The sequence below is a fragment of the Bradyrhizobium lablabi genome (assembly GCF_018129385.1).
GTDB lineage: Bacteria > Pseudomonadota > Alphaproteobacteria > Rhizobiales > Xanthobacteraceae > Bradyrhizobium > Bradyrhizobium lablabi_C.
In genome coordinates, this window is the sequence record NZ_JAFCLN010000005.1 from 397,607 (window position 1) to 414,555 (window position 16,949).

A 16,949-nucleotide genomic window follows, 5' to 3' on the forward strand; every position below is an offset into this window, starting at 1 on the left:
GGCATGACCGGCGCTATCCAGATAAGACCGGTTGGCGAAGACGAGCGAGAGGCATGGAATCCGCTATGGGCGGGTTATCTCGCTTTCTACAAGACCGATCTGGCCGGCGACATCAGCGATCTCACCTGGATGCGGTTTCACGATCCGGATGAGCCGCTGTTCGCGCTCGGCGGCTATGTCGACGGCAGACTCGAAGGCTTCGCGCATTATCTCTTCCATCGCTCGACCTGGGCAACGCATCGCTACTGCTATCTGGAAGACCTGTTTGTCTCGGAGGCTGCCCGCGGCAGGGGGCTCGGCAGGGCGCTGATCGAAGCTGTCTACGACAAGGCCCGCGCGGCCAGCGCCAGCCGCGTCTACTGGCTGACGCAATCGAGCAATGCGCAAGCGCGCGCGCTCTATGACGCGGTGGCTGATAATCTCGGCTTTATCCAGTACCGCAAGGTGCTGTGACGATCGCCGTCATTCCGGGGCTCGCGATGCGAGAACTATGGTGCGCAATTGCGCACCTGAGAATCTCGAGATTCCGGGTTCGATGCTTCGCATCGCCGCGGAATGACAACAAGAAGTAGAGGGAGTGAGCATGTCGGATATCTCTGACGTAAAGGCGCTGGTGTTCGACGTGTTCGGTACCTGCGTCGACTGGCGCACCAGCCTGATCGACGATTTCACCAAATGGTCGAAAACACGCGGGATCAACGCCGACTGGACCGCCTTGGTTGACGGCTGGCGCGCCGTCTATGCGGCCTCGATGGACGAGGTACGGAAACATCCCGAGCGCGGCTACAAGATCCTCGACACGCTGCATCGGGAGTCGCTGGAAAAGCTGGTTGCGCAGTTTGCGATTCAGGGCCTGACCGAAGACGACCTGCAATATCTGACGCTGGGCTGGCATCGCCTGCACGCCTGGCCCGACACCGTCTCCGGGCTGACGCGGCTGAAGAAGAAATACATCATCTCGCCGCTCTCCAACGGCAACGTCGCGCTTCTGACCAACATGGGCAAATTCGCAGGGATGCCGTGGGACCTGATCCTGTCAGCCGAGCTGTTCGAGCACTACAAGCCCGATCCCGAAACCTATCTCGGCGCGGCAAAGCTGCTTTGTCTGAAGTCGGGACAGGTGATGATGGTCGCCGCCCACAACAACGATCTGAAGGCCGCGCGCAAATTGGGACTGAAGACCGCGTTTGTCGCACGCCCGACCGAGTACGGCCCGCACCAGAAATATGATTTCGAGGCCAAGGACAATTGGGAGATCGTGGCCAAGGATTTCAACGAAATCGCCGAACGGATGGGCTGCTAACGCTTATCCACCCGCGAGGATCACACCGAACCAGCCGAGACCCCGATAGGTCTCGTAGCCGGGCGTTGCGTGGAACGCCACCAGCGTGCCGGAGCGGTCCTGGTAGAAGCCGCAGCGCTTTCCGTCCAGCGAGAGCGGGACGCGCTCGGTGAGCAGGCCCTGTCCATCGGAGGACGCGATCACCCGGAAATTCGAATCCACCAGCAGCACGCGCGCCTTGTCGGCAGCGCCGACCCGCACGCTCTGCACGATGGCGCGCGCCTGCGGCTCCCAGTCGAAATGGATCGCCAGCACGCCGATCGGCTTGCCGTCGGCCTTGCCGCCGGCGCGAACGCTGGCGCAATAGGTCGCCACCTGGGCGTTGCCGAGCAAAGGCTGGCATTCGACGTCGCCGGCGACATAGTCGTCGCCGGAGCGCAAGCCGCGCGCTTCGCGAAACCATTTGGTCGCGGCGACATTTTGCCCGATCACGTTGAAGCGGTCGGCGCGGCCGCTCGCGAGCACATTGCCGTCGAGATCGCAGAGCCAGAGGTCGAGATAGACGGTGTAGGCGCCGAGGATCACCGCCAGCCGTTCCGAGACGTGGGCGACAGCCGCTGCGGCCGGGCTCGTCGCGCAATCGACGACGGCGGAGTCGGTTGCCCACCAGCGTACGTCGCAGGTTCGCTCATAAAGGTTGCGATCGATCAGCTCGATCGCATTCAGCGACAGATCGACCATGCGTTCGCCGCGCGACCGCTCGGTCATGCGCGCGATCGAATTCATCAAATTGCCGGTGCGGTTGGTGAGCTGGGTTTCCAACTCGCGTGCGATGGTCTCGACCTGCTGGCCGACATTGCGCACTTCCTGCGCCACCACCGCAAAGCCCGCGCCCTGCGCGCCGGCGCGCGAGCTCTCGATCAGCGCGTTCAGCGCCAGCATCTTCATCTGGTTGGTGATCTTCTGGATCGACCGGGTCTTCTCGCAGGCGACTTCGTTCACTTCGGCCGTCAGCCGCTCGATGAGGGCCGAGATGTCGGCGTCGTCCTCTGCGCCTGCCGGACCGGCAGGCGGTTTTGCGATCGAGGCGGCCCGAAAACGATCAAGCGCGACGGACATGGAAGTTCCTCAGCCTTCTCGGCATGTTTCCTTCGATTCCTGTGGATCGACAGGGGACTCGTGAGCATGCGTTGATGTTTTGTCGCCAATCCTGCCTAACGCCCGGTTTAATTTCCGGACATCAGCGGGTAGTAATACGGTGGCTGGCTGCACGTAATTTGTGCAGGTTGAATTTTTCAGCGGCCGGACGGGGTGCGGCGGGTGGCCGCGTCCGTTTGTTCATCTCTCGAAGGCATCATGACTCTCCCCGCATCCGCATTGCCCATCGAAGCGCCGCCAGCGTTTCTCGGCGTGGCGCGCTCGCTCACCGGAAAGGTCTGGCGCGACCGGCTGGATGCACGCGGGCAGGCGAAGGCGCTCACCATCGTGCAGCGCTATCAATTGCCGGAAATGCTGGCCCGCGTGCTTGCCGGACGCGACGTCGAGATCGACGCGGTGCAGGACTATCTCGATCCGACCATCCGCAAACTGATGCCCGATCCCTTCACCGTCACGCAGATGGAGGCGGCGGCCAAACGCATCGCGGATGCCGCCGTGCGCGGCGAAAAGGTCGCGATCTTCGGCGACTATGACGTCGACGGCGCGACTTCGGCGGCGCTGCTGGCTTGGCACCTGCGCCATTGCGGCCTCGACCCGCTGATCCATATTCCGGACCGGCTGTTCGAAGGTTACGGCCCCAACACCGAAGCGGTGCGCATGCTGGCGGGCAAGGGCGCCACGCTGCTGATCGCCGTAGACTGCGGCACCACCAGCATCGAACCGCTGGCGGAAGCGAAGAAGCTCGGCATGTCCGTCGTCGTGATCGACCATCACCAAAGCGGCGAAGAATTGCCCGTCGTCGATGCGCTGGTGAATCCGAACCGGCCGGACGATGTTTCCGGCCTCGGCCATCTGGCCGCCGTTGGCCTCGTGCTGATCACGCTGGTGGCGGTCAATCGCGAACTGCGCGGCCGTGGCTTTTGGACCGCGGAAATGCCGGAGCCCGATCTGCTCGGCATGCTGCATCACGTCGCGCTCGGTACGGTTGCCGATGTCGCGCCGCTGATCGGGCTCAATCGCGCCTTCGTGGCAAAAGGCCTGATCGCGATGCGCCGCCGCGATCATGTCGGCCACACCGCGCTGATGGATGTGTCGCGCCTCAACGGCCCGCCGGAAGCCTGGCATCTCGGCTTCATGCTGGGCCCACGCATCAATGCGGGCGGGCGCATCGGCCGCGCCGATCTCGGTGTGCGGCTGCTGCTGGAGGCCGACGTCTCGGAAGCGGCGCGGATCGCGGCCGAGCTCGACCGCCTCAACAGCGAACGCCGCGTCATCGAGCAGGCGGCGGAAGCGCAGGCCGAAGCCGAGGCGCTGGCCGCGCTGGGCCTCGAGGACAAGGGTGCCGTGATCGTCACGGCATCCGAAGGCTGGCACCCCGGCGTGGTTGGCCTCGTCGCTGCGCGGCTGAAGGAAAAGTTCGCCCGGCCGGCGTTCGCGATCGCGCTGGAGCCGGGCGGCATCGGCACCGGCTCGGGCCGCTCCATCTCCGGCGTCGATCTCGGCAAGGCGGTACGTCAGGCGGTGAAGGACGGTCTACTGATGAAGGGCGGTGGCCACGCCATGGCCGCCGGCGTAACCTTGCGCAAGGAAAGGCTCGCCGAATTCCGCGCGTATATGGAAAGCGCCTTAGCCGCTGATGTCGCCAGCTCCCGCCACGAGAACGAGCTGTTCATCGACGGCGCCGTCAGCGCGCGCGCCGTGACGCCGGAGTTCGTGACGACCCTCAATCGGGCCGGCCCCTTCGGCGCCGGCAACCCAGAGCCCGTGATCGCGCTGCCGGCGCATCAGCTCGTCTATGCCGATGAAGTCGGCCAGGCGCATTTGCGCGTTCGGTTCAAGGCGGGCGACGGCGCCATCGTCAATGGCGTCGCGTTCCGGTCGATCGGGCAAAAGCTCGGCAATGCGCTGACACAGAGCCGCGGCCAGCAATTGCATGTTGCCGCCTGGCTCGCGGTGGACCGTTGGCAAGGCTCGGAACGTGTGCAATTGCGGGTGCTCGATGTCGCCGTGCCTGACGACGGCCCGGCGATGATCCGCTAACAAACTTCAAAATCAGTCGGGAGTGGAAATGGCAGGGCAGGTGCAGGGAAAAGTCGCGCTGGTCACCGGCGGCGCGTCGGGCATTGGCGAAGCGGTCTGCGAGCTCCTGGCGCGTGAAGGCGCGTCGGTCGCGGTGACCGATATCGATGAGCTGCGCGGCCCCGAACTGGTCGCCAAAATCAAGAAGGCCGGCGGCGAGGCGACATTCCTCCAGCAGGACGTCACCAGTGAGGAGCGCTGGATCGAAGTCGTGGAGGAAGTCGTCAGGCGCTACGGCCGGCTCGACATTCTCGTCTCCAATGCCGGCATCGGCATCGGCGTGCCCTCGATCACCCAGATGACGCTGGAAGACTGGCGGCGGCAGACGGCGATCAACCTCGACGGCGTGTTCCTGTCCGTCAAACATTGCCTGCCGGTGATGCGCAAGGGCAGGGGCGGCTCGATCGTCCTGATGTCCTCGCTCGCCGGCCTGCGCGGCGCGCAGTCGCTCGCCGGCTATTGCGCGACCAAGGGCGGCGTGCGGCTGTTTGCGAAGGCAATCGCAATGGAATGCGCCTCCTTCGGCGACGGTGTCCGCGTCAATTCCGTGCATCCCGGCATCATCGACACGCCGATCTGGGGCAAGATCCCGACCGGCGGCATGGGCGGCGGCCAGAACGCGCCGATCGATCCGGAGGAGCGCGCAAAACTCGCAACACCCTTCGGCCGCGCCGGCCACGCCATGGAAATCGCGCAGGGCGTCCTGTATCTCGCCTCCGACGCCTCGAGCTACGTCACGGGCATGGAGCTCGTCATCGACGGCGGCATGAACGCCGGCGGCGCACTGCGCATGCCCGGCGCGCCCGCGTTTCCGATGCCGGCGTTCGGTGGTTAGATGGATTGCACGATCCGCCCTGCGCGTGAAGATGATGCCGACGAAATAAGCGCGGTGATCCTGCATGCGCTGCGCGAAACGAATGCGAGAGATTATACGAAGGAGATCATCGAGCGGGTCGAGAACAGCTTCAGTCCGCAGGCGGTGCGGCAACTGATCGCCAAGCGCACCGTCTTCGTTGCCACGATCGAGGGCCGCGTGGTCGGAACCGCGAGCCTCGATGAAGGCGTGGTCCGTTCGGTGTTCGTCGCCCCCGATGTTCAGGCCCGCGGGATCGGCACGTTGCTGATGGCGGAAGTCGAGCGCGCAGCGCGTGAGCGGAATATCCTCAAGCTGGCGGTGCCGTCTTCCGTCACCGCCGAAACCTTCTACGCGCGGCTGGGGTTCAGGGCGGTGCGCGACGCCTACTACGGTGACGAACGCACCATCATCATGGAGCGGTTGCTGGGTGAGTGATGGCTAGCCGCCTTGCCGCAGCCGCGCCAGCACCTTCAGCCCGCCGTAACCGTCGGCGGGCAGCAGGCCCGTCTTGGTCTGGAAGTCGCGCACGGCTTTCATGGTGTCGTTGCCGACGCGGCCGTCGGTGCCGCCGGTGTCGAAACCGGCCTTGGTCAGCCGCGTCTGCATCTCCTGCACTTCGGGCAGCGTCAGCGCGCGCTCGGAGCCGGGGAACGGATTGATGAAGGGTGGCGCGCCCTGGATGCGGTCGCCGAGATGGCAGATCGCAAGCGCATAGTTCATCGACGGGTTGTAGCTCTTCACCGAATAGAAATTTGGGCCCAACAAAAAGCTCGGGCCGCCTGACACCGGCACCCACATCTGCGCCGACGCGTTCGGCTGCGGAAACGGTTTTCCGTCGGCGCGGGTGACGCCGGCACTGGCCCACGCCGCATAGGTGCGGCTGCCGCTCGCGGTGCCGCCGCCGCGCACCTCATAGCCCCAATGTTCGCCGCGGTGATATTTGCCGCGGTTGACGAGATAACGCGCGCTGGAGCCGAGCGCGTCGTCCGGCTTGCCGAACGGCGAGACGCGGCCGTCCTTGTCGTAGTCCATCCCGACATTGAGCCAGACTTCCGGCATCCACTGGGTATGTCCCATTGCGCCGGCCCAGGAGCCGCGCATCTCTTCCGGCGTGCTCCAGCCGCGCTCGACGATCTTCAGCGCGTTGATCAGCTCGGTTTCCCAATAGGTCTTGCGGCGCGGCTCGTTCCAGGCCAGCGCCGAGAGCGAAGGAAATACCGGCTTCATGTGGTTCTGCTGCACCAGCGGATCGCCATAGGCGGATTCGACGCCCCACAGCGCCAGCAGCGTGCCGCGCTCGACGCCAAAGTCCTGCTCGATACGCGTGAACAGCGCCTCGTTCTTGCGCAGCGCTTCCTTGCCATTGATGAGGCGCCAGTCGGAAACCCTGCGGTTGATGTATTGCCAGATCTGCTCGTGGAACTCCGGCTGCTTCTGCATCTGCCGGAACACGGACATGTCGGGCTCGATGCGGCCCATCACGCGGGTGTAGGTCGCATCCGAAATGCCCTTGGCCAGCGCGCGGGCGCGAAAACTGTCGCGCCACTGGTCGAAGCCGGGCGGGGCGGCGAGGGCGGGAAGCGGAGAGGCGAGCAGGGCGCTGACGCCCAAGCCTGCCTGAAGCAGTGCCCGGCGCGTCAGCATCTTCTGGGAATCAGGCTGTTTCATTGGCCCATTCTAGCGGCGCGGATCAGGCTAACCAAAAGCCAAGACGCCGCGGGAACATTTTGTTTCAGCAATCTTTCGGAAAACCGGTTCCCACTTGCGCCACGCGAGCCTCCGGGGACCGGATCATGCTCTAATCCTGCAAATCTGTGGCGATTTTGGACAGCCAGCGCCGCACCGTCACTTCCGCCCTGCCGGAAAGGCCGGCCGCCAGCCGCTTTTCCACCGCCCGGACGTACCGCCGGCATTTGACAAGCAAGGCCTCGCCGCGGCGGGTCAGGGTCCATTGCAGCATCCTTCCATGCACCGGATGCGCCGATTTACGGATGGCGCCTGATCGTTCGAGATTGCCGATGATGACGCCGACGGTCTGCGGCGTCAGGAGCGCGACGCGGGCAAGCTCGGCGCCGGATAGCCCCGGATAGGCGCGCAGCATGGTCAGCACCACGAATTGCGGCGGCGTCACGCCGATCTCCGCCAGCGCGCGCTCCATCGTCAGCCGGGAGGCGGCTTGCGCCTGCCGCAGGAGATAGCCGAGGTAGCCCTGTTCGCCGCGCTTGCCTTGCCCCGGAGGCGGTGGAAGGATCGCCGCCGAAGGCTCGACGGGCTTTTGGCGGCTTCGCACCGGATTTTTGGCAAGGCGCGATGTTGCGCGCTTTCCGATTTTTCGAGGCCGCTGCGTCTTCGTCATTGCAATCTTGCGAGACATATAAGAGCTCTGATAATAAATCAGAGCACTGATAACATGAGGGTCAGCACATGTCACACGCCCGCAGCGAGTACGAGGATTTCAAAACGCTGGCGCCTGATGTTTACGACCTCGTGCTGGCGCTCGGTCAGGCCGCCGCGAAGGCCGGCATGGACAAGCACCTGCTCGAACTGGTCAAGCTGCGCGCCTCGCAGATCAACGGCTGCGCCTTCTGCGTGCAGCACCATATCCTGTTGAGTGAACGTCTCGGCGTTCCCGCCGACAAGCTCAATCTCGTGGTGGTGTGGCGGGAGGCGCCGCTGTTCTCAGCCCGCGAGCGCGCCGCGCTGGCGTGGACGGAGGCGCTGACCCTGCTGCCGGACGGCGTCAGCGACGACGTCTATGCGGAAGCGAGCGCGCACTTTTCCGAACAGGAGCTGACCTACCTCACGTCAGCGGTCGCCTCGATCAACGTCTGGAACAGGTTCGGTGCCGCCTATCGCTGGACGCCGGCGGAGCGGCCGAAGAAGGCGGACGCTGCGGCGTGAAGCCATTGACCGAGGTCAGTCATTTCAGTGCTGGTGGAGCGTGGCGGCGTCCGCTCTACTTCTAAGAGCGGACATTGATTGCAGCGGCTCGAATGTCGGCCAAGGGCCTGCAACAGACATCGCCCATCATTCGACTACCTCATCGGCGCGCAATAGCAATGGTGTCGAATTTCTCAAAATCTGAGCACGCAAGGCTCAAGCAATAAGCAAAGGAGCTATTTTTCATTCACTTCATTACGCAGCAACGCTGCATTTGCAGTCTCGGAGCACACGAGTTTGACTGTTACCATGAACTGAGGTGGGATCGAGCGTGCGCCCAAATGCAAGTTCAAAAATGCACGTTCAAACTGGGAGAGATCCGATGTGCGCAGGTGACGACAAAAACTGTCCGGAATTCGAATTGCATCACCGCAAGTTCAAGGAAACTCTCGATCGAGAACGCCGGTCGTTCTTGAGGTCCAGCTTCGCCGCGGCCGGAGGCGCTGCGGCGATGACCGCGGGCGGCATTTCACTGGTGACGCCGCAGATGGCGGCTGCCGCCGAAAAGAACCAACCGGCCAAGCGGTCCTATCATCATTTGCCTGCGAATGCCGAAACGGTGCATTGGGGCTATTTCAGTAAGAAACTCAAACCACAGGTCGAGATAGAGTCCGGCGACTTCATTACCATTGAGGCGTTAACTCATCATGCCAATGACGACGCTGAGCGCATGGTGAAGGGCGATCCCGGCGCCGAAAGTGTGTTCCTGTGGACCAAGGAAAAGAAGGGCGTGAATCGGCGCGGCGCCGGACCGATGGATGCCTCGTTGTTCGGACGCGGCGCCGGCGAAGGCCTTGGCGTGCACATCTGCACGGGGCCTGTCTACGTACGCGGCGCGCAGGAGGGTGACGTGATCGAGTTGCGCATTATCGACGTCACACCACGGCCTTGCGCCAATCCGCAATATCCCGGAAAGGCTTTCGGCAGCAACGCAGCCGCATGGTGGGGTTTTCACTACAAGGACTTGCTGACCGAGCCTAAACCGCGCGAAGTGGTCACGATCTACGAGGTCGACGCCACAGGCGAACGTAACTGGGCGAAAGCCGTGTATAATTTCAGATGGACTCCGCAAACCGACCCGTCCGGCGTCGTGCATAAAACAATCGACTATCCCGGCGTCCCAGTCGATCACTCCACGGTTAAGGAGAATCATGGCATCCTGAAGAATGTGCGCATTCCGATACGTCCGCATTTCGGCGTAATCGGCTTGGCACCCAAGGAAGCCGATATCGTCGACTCGATTCCGCCGAGCTATACAGGCGGCAACATCGATAATTGGCGGATCGGCAAGGGCGCCACGATGTATTATCCGGTTGCGGTCGAAGGTGGCCTGCTATCGGTTGGCGACTCGCACGCTTCGCAGGGAGATTCCGAGCTGTGCGGTACGGCAATCGAGTGCTCGCTGAACGGCACCTTCCAGATCATTCTGCACAAGAAAGCCGATCTCGCCGGTACGGCTCTCGAAGCTCTCGACTATCCGATGCTGGAAACCAAGGACGAGTGGCTGGTGCACGGCTTCAGCTTCGCCAATTATCTCACCGAACTGGGGGACAAGGCGCAGTCAGACATTTACTCGAAATCGTCGGTTGACCTGGCCTTGCGCGATGCATTCCGCAAGATGCGGAAATTTCTGATGACGACCAAGAAGCTGACCGAAGATGAGGCGATCTCCTTGATTACGATTGGCGTCGACTTCGGCATCACCCAAGTGGTTGATGGAAATTGGGGCGTCCATGCGGTCATCAAGAAGGATATCTTCGCCGGGGGAGAGGCCTGATCCATAATATCGACGCGGTTGGTTCCGGCAGGGCTTGGCCGCACCTCCGCGGGTCGCCTCGATCAACGTCTGGAACACGTTCGGCGCCGCCTATCGCTGGACGCCGGCGGAGCGGCCGAAGAAGGCTGACGCTGCGGCCTGTGCGCAATAGCGGGCCGCGCGACATTTCACACGAAAGCGAGCCGCAATCTGAGACGTCTCACCGATCCTTGACCTCGCGGGCTATGGGATTCGTCGGGACGAGGCCCAAATGACGAGGCCACGTCGCTCCTCGCGGCAAATTTCAAAACGTACCGAAACGCGGTGTGCCGAAGCCGGGCGCCATCCGGACCTGGCGGTCTCACCGCGTCCCGGCTTCGATGGAGTTCTCGGCATGATCCCCCGCTTCGAAGGAAAAGTCGTCATCGTCACGGGGGCCGGCACCGGCATCGGCGCGGCGACGGCGCGCCGTTTCAACGCTGAGGGCGCGATCGTCGTGCTGAACGGACGGCGGGAGTCCAAATTGGCCGAAGTCGGCGCGGCGCTCGGCAACGATCGCTTTATGATCCGGCCCGGCGACGTTTCGATCGCCGAGGATGTCGAGAATCTGGTTGGCGATGTGATCGGCCGTCTCGGCAAGATCGATGTCCTCGTCAACAGCGCAGGGGCAGGAGGTGCCGGAGATTTCATGACCATGCCCGTTCAGGGTTGGCGGCATTCTTTTGCAGTCAACGTGGATGGTATCTTCAACACGGCGAGGGCCGCGCTTCCTTATCTGATCGAAAGCGGCGGCTCGATCATCAACGTATCGTCCCTGTGTGGGATCGGCGCGGATCGGGGACTGAGCTTCTACAACGCGTCGAAAGCCGCCGTCAGCAACCTCACACGAAGCCTGGCTCTCGAATTTGCCTCGAAGCGGGTACGCATCAATGCGGTTTGTCCGACCACTACCTTGACGGACATGACGACGCCGGTGTTCGAACAATATCCCGAGCTGCTTGCGCGGCTGCTGACGCGCATTCCGATGGGCCGCGCCGCCCAGCCCGAGGAAGTTGCCAGCGTCATCGCATTTCTTGCGAGCGAAGATGCAAGTTTTGTGAACGGCGTGAACCTGCCGGTCGATGGCGGTGTCAACGCGTCGAGCGGCCAGGCGGCCTTCATATAGTTTGGCTAGTTCTCGCCGCCCTCGCGCGCATCACGCCGCAGCACATCCTCCGGCAGCGCGTGCGCAACCGCCGAGGCGGTGACCGGCTCGGTGCCGAGCTCGCGGCCGCGGCCGCGGATCAGCCGTTCATAGGCCGCGATCAGTGTGGTGTAGGGATTGACCCACAGCCATCCATCGCGCGTAAATACCTGGATGTCGAAATGCAGGTGGCGGCTGGTGCCGCCCGGGCGGTCGAGATAGTTGGAGACCACGCCGATTGGCTCGCCCTCGCTCACCCTTCGGCCGTTGAGGACGCCGTCCGCATCCATCGCCGACGGGTTCATGTGCATGTAGCGGAAGCGGATATGCTCGGTGCGGGTGTTGATCTGTAGCGTTGCGGCCTGCTGCCTCAATGAGCGGATCACGACGCCGTCGCGCACCGCGACAACCGGCTGGCGCCTGAGGTCGCAGGCTTCATCGGTATCGCTGCCGGCCGCGCACGCCACCGGGCGGATATCCTGCCCCTGATGACCGAATCCGCTGGCGCATTGGCCGACATTGAAGCTGCGCGCCTCGCAAAAATTGTCGCGCCAGGGATAGGCGCCGGCGACGAGGCTCGTCCGGTCGCGCCGTGCAAATTGCTGCGAGCGGACGGCCACCGGTGTTCGCACCAGCGGAAAACGAATCTGCGAGTAGGCCGTAAGGTCGGCGTGACCGCCGCGATTGCGCAAGCCGGTTCTGGCGATGATGTCGCCGCTGGCGCGATAGGTGAAGTCGGGCGAGGGCGTCGCCGGCCGCTCCGCGATCACTGAAGCGATGTCCGTCCGCGGACGCGACGGCTGGCCGCCGGCAACGCGCAGCGCTTTCAGAAAGCGCTCGGCGATCGGATAGGCCTCGCGGCAGGCGAGCCGTCGCGCGCGCGGCGCCGAGTCCAGGCACTGGATCGACACCACATAGGGCACGCCGAAGCGGGTGAAGGCGTAACGCACATAACCTTCCCGGATGAAGCGCCGCATGTCCGGGAATTGCGCGGCCAGCGATTTTACCGGCTCGCCCTTGCCGCCGGTGGGATCGGCAAGGTCATAGACGAGCAGTGAGCCTGATATCTGCACCTCGACCGGTCGGGCGAAGGCGCGTGGCGGCAGGCCGGCGCCGTCGCCGGGCTCGAGCGAGAACACGGCGTCGTAGCCGGAGGCCCCGGCGTGAAACAGATCGGTGCGGAAGCTGCGTTGGTAGGACCATGGCGGCGCGCCGTCCGCGGCACCGTTCTGACGGTCTTCCAGCCAGCCGGCAACGTCGAACGGCAGTAGTACCGGGATCGAGCTGCGGCCGATCCCGTTGAACACGGTGCCGGTCAGCGCATTCAATTGCACCAGCGCGGGCGTCGCGCGCGGATCGTAGGCAGGCACGCGCCGCTGGCTGGCGAAAGTGAGGGTTGAAGCAGCGGAGGGCGCCGTGCCGATCTCGGCACGGAGCTGATCGAGCACCGCACGCCATTCGACGCGCATGGCCGAGATCGAGGGGGTGTGGAATTCGTCGGCGCAAATGCCTGATGCGCCCGACAGGCATAGCAGGGACGCCGCCAGCAAACGCCGCACGAACCTGTCAGCCGTCTTCCCCAATGCCTTCCCCCGGCACCACTGATTTGCCGGGGTCCAGCTTAATCCTTTGCGCGTTCGACGTAAGACCCGTCTTCCGTCATTACCACGATGCGTGTCCCCACGGACACATGTGGGGGCACCGAGGTGCGCACGCCGTTGGAGAGGATCGCCGGCTTGTAGGACGAGGAGGCGGTCTGGCCCTTGGTGACCGGCTCGGTCTCCACCACTTCCAGCGTCGCGCGCTGCGGCAGGGTGATCGCCACCGGGTTCATCTCGTGGATCGAGAGTTTTACGACCATGTTCTCCTGGAGATAGGGCGCGGACGAGCCGACGATCTCCTTCGACACCTGCACCTGGTCATAGGTCTCGTTGTTCATGAAGTGGAAGCCGTCGCCGTCTTCATAGAGGTAATTGAAGTCGCGGTCCTCGACGGTCGCCTTCTCGACCTGGTCGGTGGTCTTGTAGCGCTCGGAGATCTTCACCCCGTCGCCGATGCGGCGCATTTCGATCTGGCTGACCGGGGTTCCCTTGCCGGGATGGATGTTTTCGGCGGAGAGCACGACATAGAGCCGGCCGTCCTGCTCGATGACGTTGCCCTTGCGAATGGAGCTGGCGATGACTTTCAAAGTGGTTTTTCCTGAATTGTGCTGACGTGCGGCCGATCCGGCCCGGGGGCGCCACAGGGCCCCGGGGAGTCGGTTTCGGGGCGCAACATACTGATTTAGGGCGGGGATACCAGCCTTTTGCGGTACTTTTTGCGGGGTGTGACCGCCAGAACGTGGTCGGATAGCAATACTTTCGGGAGCGGCCGGACGATATCGGAGCTTTCCGGACGCTCCAAAAATTACGGAAATCACGGAGTAGCTTTCTACCCCGTCCGTCCATGCAGGCGATCGAGCACCAGCGCCAGCACACTCGCCACCGTCTTGACCGGCGTGTCCGGCGCCGAAGGACGCTCATCCGGATCGAAAGCTAACCCAATAACGGCATGGTGGCTTCCGCCTGTTTGTACCGGCCAAAAGTCAAATCGCGACGCCAGATGCGGATAGATGCCGCCGCGCATGACCGTTCCGGTTGCCAGCGACGCGCGCGCAGCTTCGAGTTCAGCCTCTCCTGGCTCTGTACCGCCCACTTGCCTGGTGACAACGACTTTTCCCCCGGCGACAAGCATGACGACGGCGGGAACCCGAAAGATCGCCGCAAGAGTCTGGGAGGTAATTGCCGCGGCCGCGTCGGGATTGTCGGCCGTTGCGACGCTTCGGCTGTAGCCCTCCAGCGCGGTCGCCTGCCTTCGAAGCGCGGCGGCTTCGTTCGCTCGGCGTCGGGAGGTGAATGCAACGCCGCTTGTTATGAGACCGACCACAAAAAGCAGCGCGATTGCCCAGATGTTCGCCGCGTCGTCGACGGCGAGCGAGTAGCGAGGTTCGGTCAGGAAGAAGTTAAACGCGAGAGCGCCAACGACCGCCGAACAGAGCGACGGACCCAGACCGAGACTGACGCCCGCGACGATTACCGGGATGACGAAGATCAGGGAGAGGTTGGGAATGGCCACGTTGCTGTCGATCGCGACGGCCACGATCGTCGCGGCGGCGGTCATCGCAATCGAAGCAAGATAGCGCACCCATTCCGATGCCAGCGGATCGGCGTCGGCCGCCTGAATGATGTCTGGCTGCAACTTCGATTCAACGTCAATCATGGCTTCGACTCCCGTTTGGCATTCAAGTTCAGCCTGCGATGACTCGAATGTCCGAGTTACGGTCCATTGCCGGCGGCGAGGATGATCATCGCGTTGACCGCGATGCTGACCGTCAGGAGGACACCTAACAGCATCGCCAGGCGCACGGATTTTCTGGACATCCACTGCGCCAGAACGGGGTGCTGTTCCCAAGCAAAAACCTGCGCACGCATGGCTCAATCCCGCTATTCGGTTCGGCCGTGAAATCGGCACGCCGGAGAGATTGGTCGGCCGGCATATAGAATCGATGGTGCGAGCCAGGCGGTCGTATAGGAATGTCATAAAGGCTCGCTGGCCGGGTGTTGCGGCTCACCTGCGACCGGAGCGGTTGTTTTTCCGGCCTCGAAAGGCCGCCGAATAAGGTTGCCTTCGTGCCTTGGCCGTGTAGAACGGCTTTACGGGTGTTCGCTGCATGCGGCAGCGACAGGTCAAGCGATGGTCGGGCCGCCACGCGGAAAGCGTGCGCCTGATGAACGATCCCCCTTCATTTGACGACCTGCCGCGAGCCCAACGGCTGGCGGAACAAGCACTCAGCACCCTTCAGCGCTTCCTGCATGTCGAGGAAGTCAGCGGTGTCGTGCTGCTCGTTGCTGCCGCCGCTGCACTCATCTGGGCCAATTCTCCGTTCGCCCACGGCTATCATGCCTTCTGGAACCTGCCGATCACCATCGGGCTCGGGGAGCACGTCTTTTCCCGGTCGCTGCATTTCTGGGTCAACGACGCGCTGATGACCGTCTTCTTCCTCGTCGTGGGCATGGAGATACGGCGCGAGATTCATGAAGGCGCACTGAGTAGGCTCGACCAAGCCGTCCTGCCGTTGGTCGCGGCGACGGGTGGCGTCATCGTTCCCGCGCTGATTTTCCTGAGCCTCAACAGCGATGCGGTTCGAGGTCAGGGGTGGGCCGTGCCGACCGCGACGGACATCGCCTTTGCCGTCGGGGTGCTGGCGCTGCTCGGACGATCGATCCCGGTCAATGTGAGAGTCTTCCTGCTTGCACTGGCGATCATCGACGACATCATCGCGGTGTTGATTATCGCCATCTTCTACACCGCCGATATTCAGTTCAGCGGTTTCATTGTCGCGTTAGTTGGCGTTCTCGCTGTTTTGGGCTTTCAGCGGATCGGTATCGGTTCGGCGCTCGCCTACGTCCTGCCGGGTGCCTTGATCTGGGCCGGACTTCTGGTGGCCGGCGTCCATCCGACTCTCGCAGGCGTCGCGCTTGGCCTGATGACGCCGGCCCGGCCGATACCCATGCGGGAACATCCGCTGGAAGTGGTGTCGCGCGTGCTCAAGCAGCTGCGAAGCAGCGAGGCGGTGAAGGCAAGGGATCCGCACCGGTTGGAATCGCCGCTGCGCGAGCTTCGCGTAGCTCACCGCGAGTTGTTGCCGCCGGTGTCGCGGGTGCAGATGGCGATGCATCCGTGGGTGGCTTACGGCGTCATGCCCGTCTTTGCACTGGCGAATGCCGGGGTCAGCCTGACGGGCACTGATCTGTCCGCCGGAGGCCATTTCGTGATGCTCGGCACTGCGCTTGCCCTGATCGCGGGAAAGCCGCTCGGCATCGTCGGCGCGACCTCGGTTGCAGTGCGGCTCGGCTGGTGCCGGCTTGCTCCTGGCGTTTCGTGGGGCGGTGTCTGCCTGGTCGGGCTGTTGGCCGGAATTGGCTTCACCATGTCGATCTTCATCGCGATGCTCGCGTTCTCCGATGAAGGGTTGTTGAGAGCGGCAAAATTAGGCGTGCTCCTCGGCTCGCTTGCCGCAGCCACGCTCGGCCTCGCTTGGGGTGTCATCTACGTTCGACGTCTGCGCTGAAAGGAGCCTCGAAATGCCTTTTAAAGCTCCGCACGTGTCCTTCGTATCATTCGCCGTTGAGGCCACATCCTCGGGAATTGTCCAGGTGATGATCGTTGAAACCGACCTGCACCTGAATCCGAAGCACCGTTCGTACGATCATCCTGCCGTGCAGCGTCTGGTGGCGGCCGCGCAAGATTATGTTCAGGCCAACATGGAAGGCCTTGGGCATGTTCGGCTTGTTTCGACTCGTGGCGGAGAAAGCTGACACGCTCGCGGATGGCCGATGTGTCAAATTTAACACGACGGGCAAATCAGATTCTGATTTTCGGAAGTCGTGTCAAGCCCCGAAATCAAAAATATTCCGCTTGTCAATTTCGGCAAATCAGAATTATAACAGCGGCACCTCATCCCCGAGGAGGGGCGTTGGCCATCGCCACCAAACGTTGGGATGGGATGCGGTGGACGCGGGCGGCGTGCTTGACGAAACGCCGATCGCGTACGGCGAAGTCGTGTGGTCCTGGCGCCGCGACGCTGGCGCTAAACCTTGCGGAATTTTCCGTGGGGCGATGGTGACAACAAGCCCGCTCACCAGGGAGAGCGCGA

At 63.2% G+C, this 16,949-nt stretch carries 18 protein-coding genes and 1 pseudogene; 12 read left to right on the forward strand and 7 right to left on the reverse strand.

The genetic code is table 11. The features are described 5' to 3' along the window. Positions 1 to 3 precede the first annotated feature (3 nt). A complete protein-coding gene (locus JQ628_RS13880; protein WP_212223124.1) occupies positions 4 to 453 on the forward strand; it encodes a GNAT family N-acetyltransferase in 450 nt (149 codons plus the stop codon). 130 nt (positions 454 to 583) lie between these two features. Further along, positions 584 to 1,303, forward strand: coding sequence for a haloacid dehalogenase type II (locus JQ628_RS13885; RefSeq protein ID WP_212223125.1), 720 nt, complete (start codon positions 584 to 586; stop codon positions 1,301 to 1,303). 3 nt (positions 1,304 to 1,306) lie between these two features. Here the strand turns inward: JQ628_RS13885 and JQ628_RS13890 are convergent, their stop codons facing one another. Next, positions 1,307 to 2,401, reverse strand: coding sequence for a methyl-accepting chemotaxis protein (locus tag JQ628_RS13890; protein WP_212223126.1), 1,095 nt, complete (start codon positions 2,399 to 2,401; stop codon positions 1,307 to 1,309). Positions 2,402 to 2,638: 237 nt separating this feature from the next. On the opposite strand from JQ628_RS13890, the gene recJ reads away from it, so the two are divergent. From recJ to JQ628_RS13905, 3 genes are read left to right on the forward strand one after another with little or no spacing between them, the layout of a single operon-like run. After that, positions 2,639 to 4,480 (forward strand): single-stranded-DNA-specific exonuclease RecJ, encoded by a 1,842-nt coding sequence (recJ, locus tag JQ628_RS13895; RefSeq protein WP_212223127.1) that lies wholly within the window; start codon positions 2,639 to 2,641, stop codon positions 4,478 to 4,480. A gap of 28 nt (positions 4,481 to 4,508) precedes the next feature. Then, on the forward strand, positions 4,509 to 5,354 hold the full coding sequence (locus tag JQ628_RS13900) for an SDR family NAD(P)-dependent oxidoreductase (protein ID WP_212223128.1): 846 nt from the start codon (positions 4,509 to 4,511) through the stop codon (positions 5,352 to 5,354). Continuing rightward, positions 5,355 to 5,810: a GNAT family N-acetyltransferase gene (locus tag JQ628_RS13905; protein ID WP_212223129.1), complete on the forward strand. Its 456-nt coding sequence runs from the start codon at positions 5,355 to 5,357 to the stop codon at positions 5,808 to 5,810. A gap of 3 nt (positions 5,811 to 5,813) precedes the next feature. Here the strand turns inward: JQ628_RS13905 and JQ628_RS13910 are convergent, their stop codons facing one another. Together JQ628_RS13910 and JQ628_RS13915 are read right to left on the reverse strand one after the other, a co-directional pair. Continuing rightward, a complete protein-coding gene (locus JQ628_RS13910; RefSeq protein WP_212223130.1) occupies positions 5,814 to 7,043 on the reverse strand; it encodes a lytic murein transglycosylase in 1,230 nt (409 codons plus the stop codon). Between the two features lie 130 nt (positions 7,044 to 7,173). Next, positions 7,174 to 7,665, reverse strand: coding sequence for a MarR family winged helix-turn-helix transcriptional regulator (locus JQ628_RS13915; protein WP_433996130.1), 492 nt, complete (start codon positions 7,663 to 7,665; stop codon positions 7,174 to 7,176). A gap of 134 nt (positions 7,666 to 7,799) precedes the next feature. Here JQ628_RS13915 and JQ628_RS13920 point away from each other — a divergent pair, with 134 nt between their 5' ends. From JQ628_RS13920 to JQ628_RS13935, 4 genes and pseudogenes are all read left to right on the forward strand, one after another. Continuing rightward, positions 7,800 to 8,276 carry a carboxymuconolactone decarboxylase family protein gene (locus JQ628_RS13920; RefSeq protein WP_212223132.1) on the forward strand — a complete coding sequence of 159 codons (477 nt, stop codon included), beginning with the start codon at positions 7,800 to 7,802 and terminating at the stop codon, positions 8,274 to 8,276. 361 nt (positions 8,277 to 8,637) lie between these two features. Beyond that, positions 8,638 to 10,092, forward strand: a complete 1,455-nt coding sequence (locus tag JQ628_RS13925) for an acetamidase/formamidase family protein (protein ID WP_212223133.1) — start codon at positions 8,638 to 8,640, stop codon at positions 10,090 to 10,092. Positions 10,093 to 10,144: 52 nt separating this feature from the next. Further along, positions 10,145 to 10,243, forward strand: a pseudogene (locus JQ628_RS34945) (carboxymuconolactone decarboxylase family protein); the annotation flags it as partial. A gap of 222 nt (positions 10,244 to 10,465) precedes the next feature. Then, positions 10,466 to 11,236, forward strand: coding sequence for an SDR family NAD(P)-dependent oxidoreductase (locus JQ628_RS13935; RefSeq protein WP_249127842.1), 771 nt, complete (start codon positions 10,466 to 10,468; stop codon positions 11,234 to 11,236). Between the two features lie 5 nt (positions 11,237 to 11,241). Here JQ628_RS13935 and JQ628_RS13940 read toward each other — a convergent pair whose 3' ends face one another. The 4 genes from JQ628_RS13940 to JQ628_RS13955 form a co-directional block, all read right to left on the reverse strand. Further along, the gene (locus JQ628_RS13940; RefSeq protein WP_212223134.1) at positions 11,242 to 12,837 is read right to left on the reverse strand and encodes a M23 family metallopeptidase; all 1,596 of its coding nucleotides are present in this window, start codon (positions 12,835 to 12,837) and stop codon (positions 11,242 to 11,244) included. Positions 12,838 to 12,875: 38 nt separating this feature from the next. After that, positions 12,876 to 13,442: an elongation factor P gene (gene efp / locus JQ628_RS13945; protein ID WP_212223135.1), complete on the reverse strand. Its 567-nt coding sequence runs from the start codon at positions 13,440 to 13,442 to the stop codon at positions 12,876 to 12,878. Between the two features lie 242 nt (positions 13,443 to 13,684). Then, positions 13,685 to 14,512 (reverse strand): DUF4118 domain-containing protein, encoded by an 828-nt coding sequence (locus tag JQ628_RS13950; RefSeq protein WP_212223136.1) that lies wholly within the window; start codon positions 14,510 to 14,512, stop codon positions 13,685 to 13,687. Between the two features lie 56 nt (positions 14,513 to 14,568). Next, positions 14,569 to 14,724 (reverse strand): hypothetical protein, encoded by a 156-nt coding sequence (locus JQ628_RS13955; protein WP_212223137.1) that lies wholly within the window; start codon positions 14,722 to 14,724, stop codon positions 14,569 to 14,571. 296 nt (positions 14,725 to 15,020) lie between these two features. Between JQ628_RS13955 and nhaA the strand changes: the two genes are divergently transcribed. The 3 genes from nhaA to JQ628_RS13970 form a co-directional block, all read left to right on the forward strand. Then, positions 15,021 to 16,364 carry a Na+/H+ antiporter NhaA gene (nhaA, locus tag JQ628_RS13960; RefSeq protein ID WP_212223167.1) on the forward strand — a complete coding sequence of 448 codons (1,344 nt, stop codon included), beginning with the start codon at positions 15,021 to 15,023 and terminating at the stop codon, positions 16,362 to 16,364. Between the two features lie 13 nt (positions 16,365 to 16,377). Continuing rightward, on the forward strand, positions 16,378 to 16,611 hold the full coding sequence (locus JQ628_RS13965; protein WP_212223138.1) for a hypothetical protein: 234 nt from the start codon (positions 16,378 to 16,380) through the stop codon (positions 16,609 to 16,611). Beyond that, on the forward strand, positions 16,574 to 16,949 hold a 376-nt coding region (locus JQ628_RS13970; RefSeq protein WP_212223139.1), incomplete at its 3' end, for a hypothetical protein. The genes JQ628_RS13965 and JQ628_RS13970, both read left to right, overlap by 38 nt.

Excerpts from the sequence above, each read along its gene's own strand:
- JQ628_RS13880 (WP_212223124.1), top strand. The coding sequence starts at position 4 with ATGACCGGCGCTATCCAGATAAGACCGGTTGGCGAAGACGAGCGAGAG.
- JQ628_RS13885 (WP_212223125.1), top strand. The coding sequence starts at position 584 with ATGTCGGATATCTCTGACGTAAAGGCGCTGGTGTTCGACGTGTTCGGT.
- JQ628_RS13890 (WP_212223126.1), bottom strand. The coding sequence starts at position 2,401 with ATGTCCGTCGCGCTTGATCGTTTTCGGGCCGCCTCGATCGCAAAACCG.
- recJ (WP_212223127.1), top strand. The coding sequence starts at position 2,639 with ATGACTCTCCCCGCATCCGCATTGCCCATCGAAGCGCCGCCAGCGTTT.
- JQ628_RS13900 (WP_212223128.1), top strand. The coding sequence starts at position 4,509 with ATGGCAGGGCAGGTGCAGGGAAAAGTCGCGCTGGTCACCGGCGGCGCG.
- JQ628_RS13905 (WP_212223129.1), top strand. The coding sequence starts at position 5,355 with ATGGATTGCACGATCCGCCCTGCGCGTGAAGATGATGCCGACGAAATA.
- JQ628_RS13910 (WP_212223130.1), bottom strand. The coding sequence starts at position 7,043 with ATGAAACAGCCTGATTCCCAGAAGATGCTGACGCGCCGGGCACTGCTT.
- JQ628_RS13920 (WP_212223132.1), top strand. The coding sequence starts at position 7,800 with ATGTCACACGCCCGCAGCGAGTACGAGGATTTCAAAACGCTGGCGCCT.
- JQ628_RS13925 (WP_212223133.1), top strand. The coding sequence starts at position 8,638 with ATGTGCGCAGGTGACGACAAAAACTGTCCGGAATTCGAATTGCATCAC.
- JQ628_RS13935 (WP_249127842.1), top strand. The coding sequence starts at position 10,466 with ATGATCCCCCGCTTCGAAGGAAAAGTCGTCATCGTCACGGGGGCCGGC.
- JQ628_RS13950 (WP_212223136.1), bottom strand. The coding sequence starts at position 14,512 with ATGATTGACGTTGAATCGAAGTTGCAGCCAGACATCATTCAGGCGGCC.
- JQ628_RS13955 (WP_212223137.1), bottom strand. The coding sequence starts at position 14,724 with ATGCGTGCGCAGGTTTTTGCTTGGGAACAGCACCCCGTTCTGGCGCAG.
- nhaA (WP_212223167.1), top strand. The coding sequence starts at position 15,021 with ATGAACGATCCCCCTTCATTTGACGACCTGCCGCGAGCCCAACGGCTG.
- JQ628_RS13965 (WP_212223138.1), top strand. The coding sequence starts at position 16,378 with ATGCCTTTTAAAGCTCCGCACGTGTCCTTCGTATCATTCGCCGTTGAG.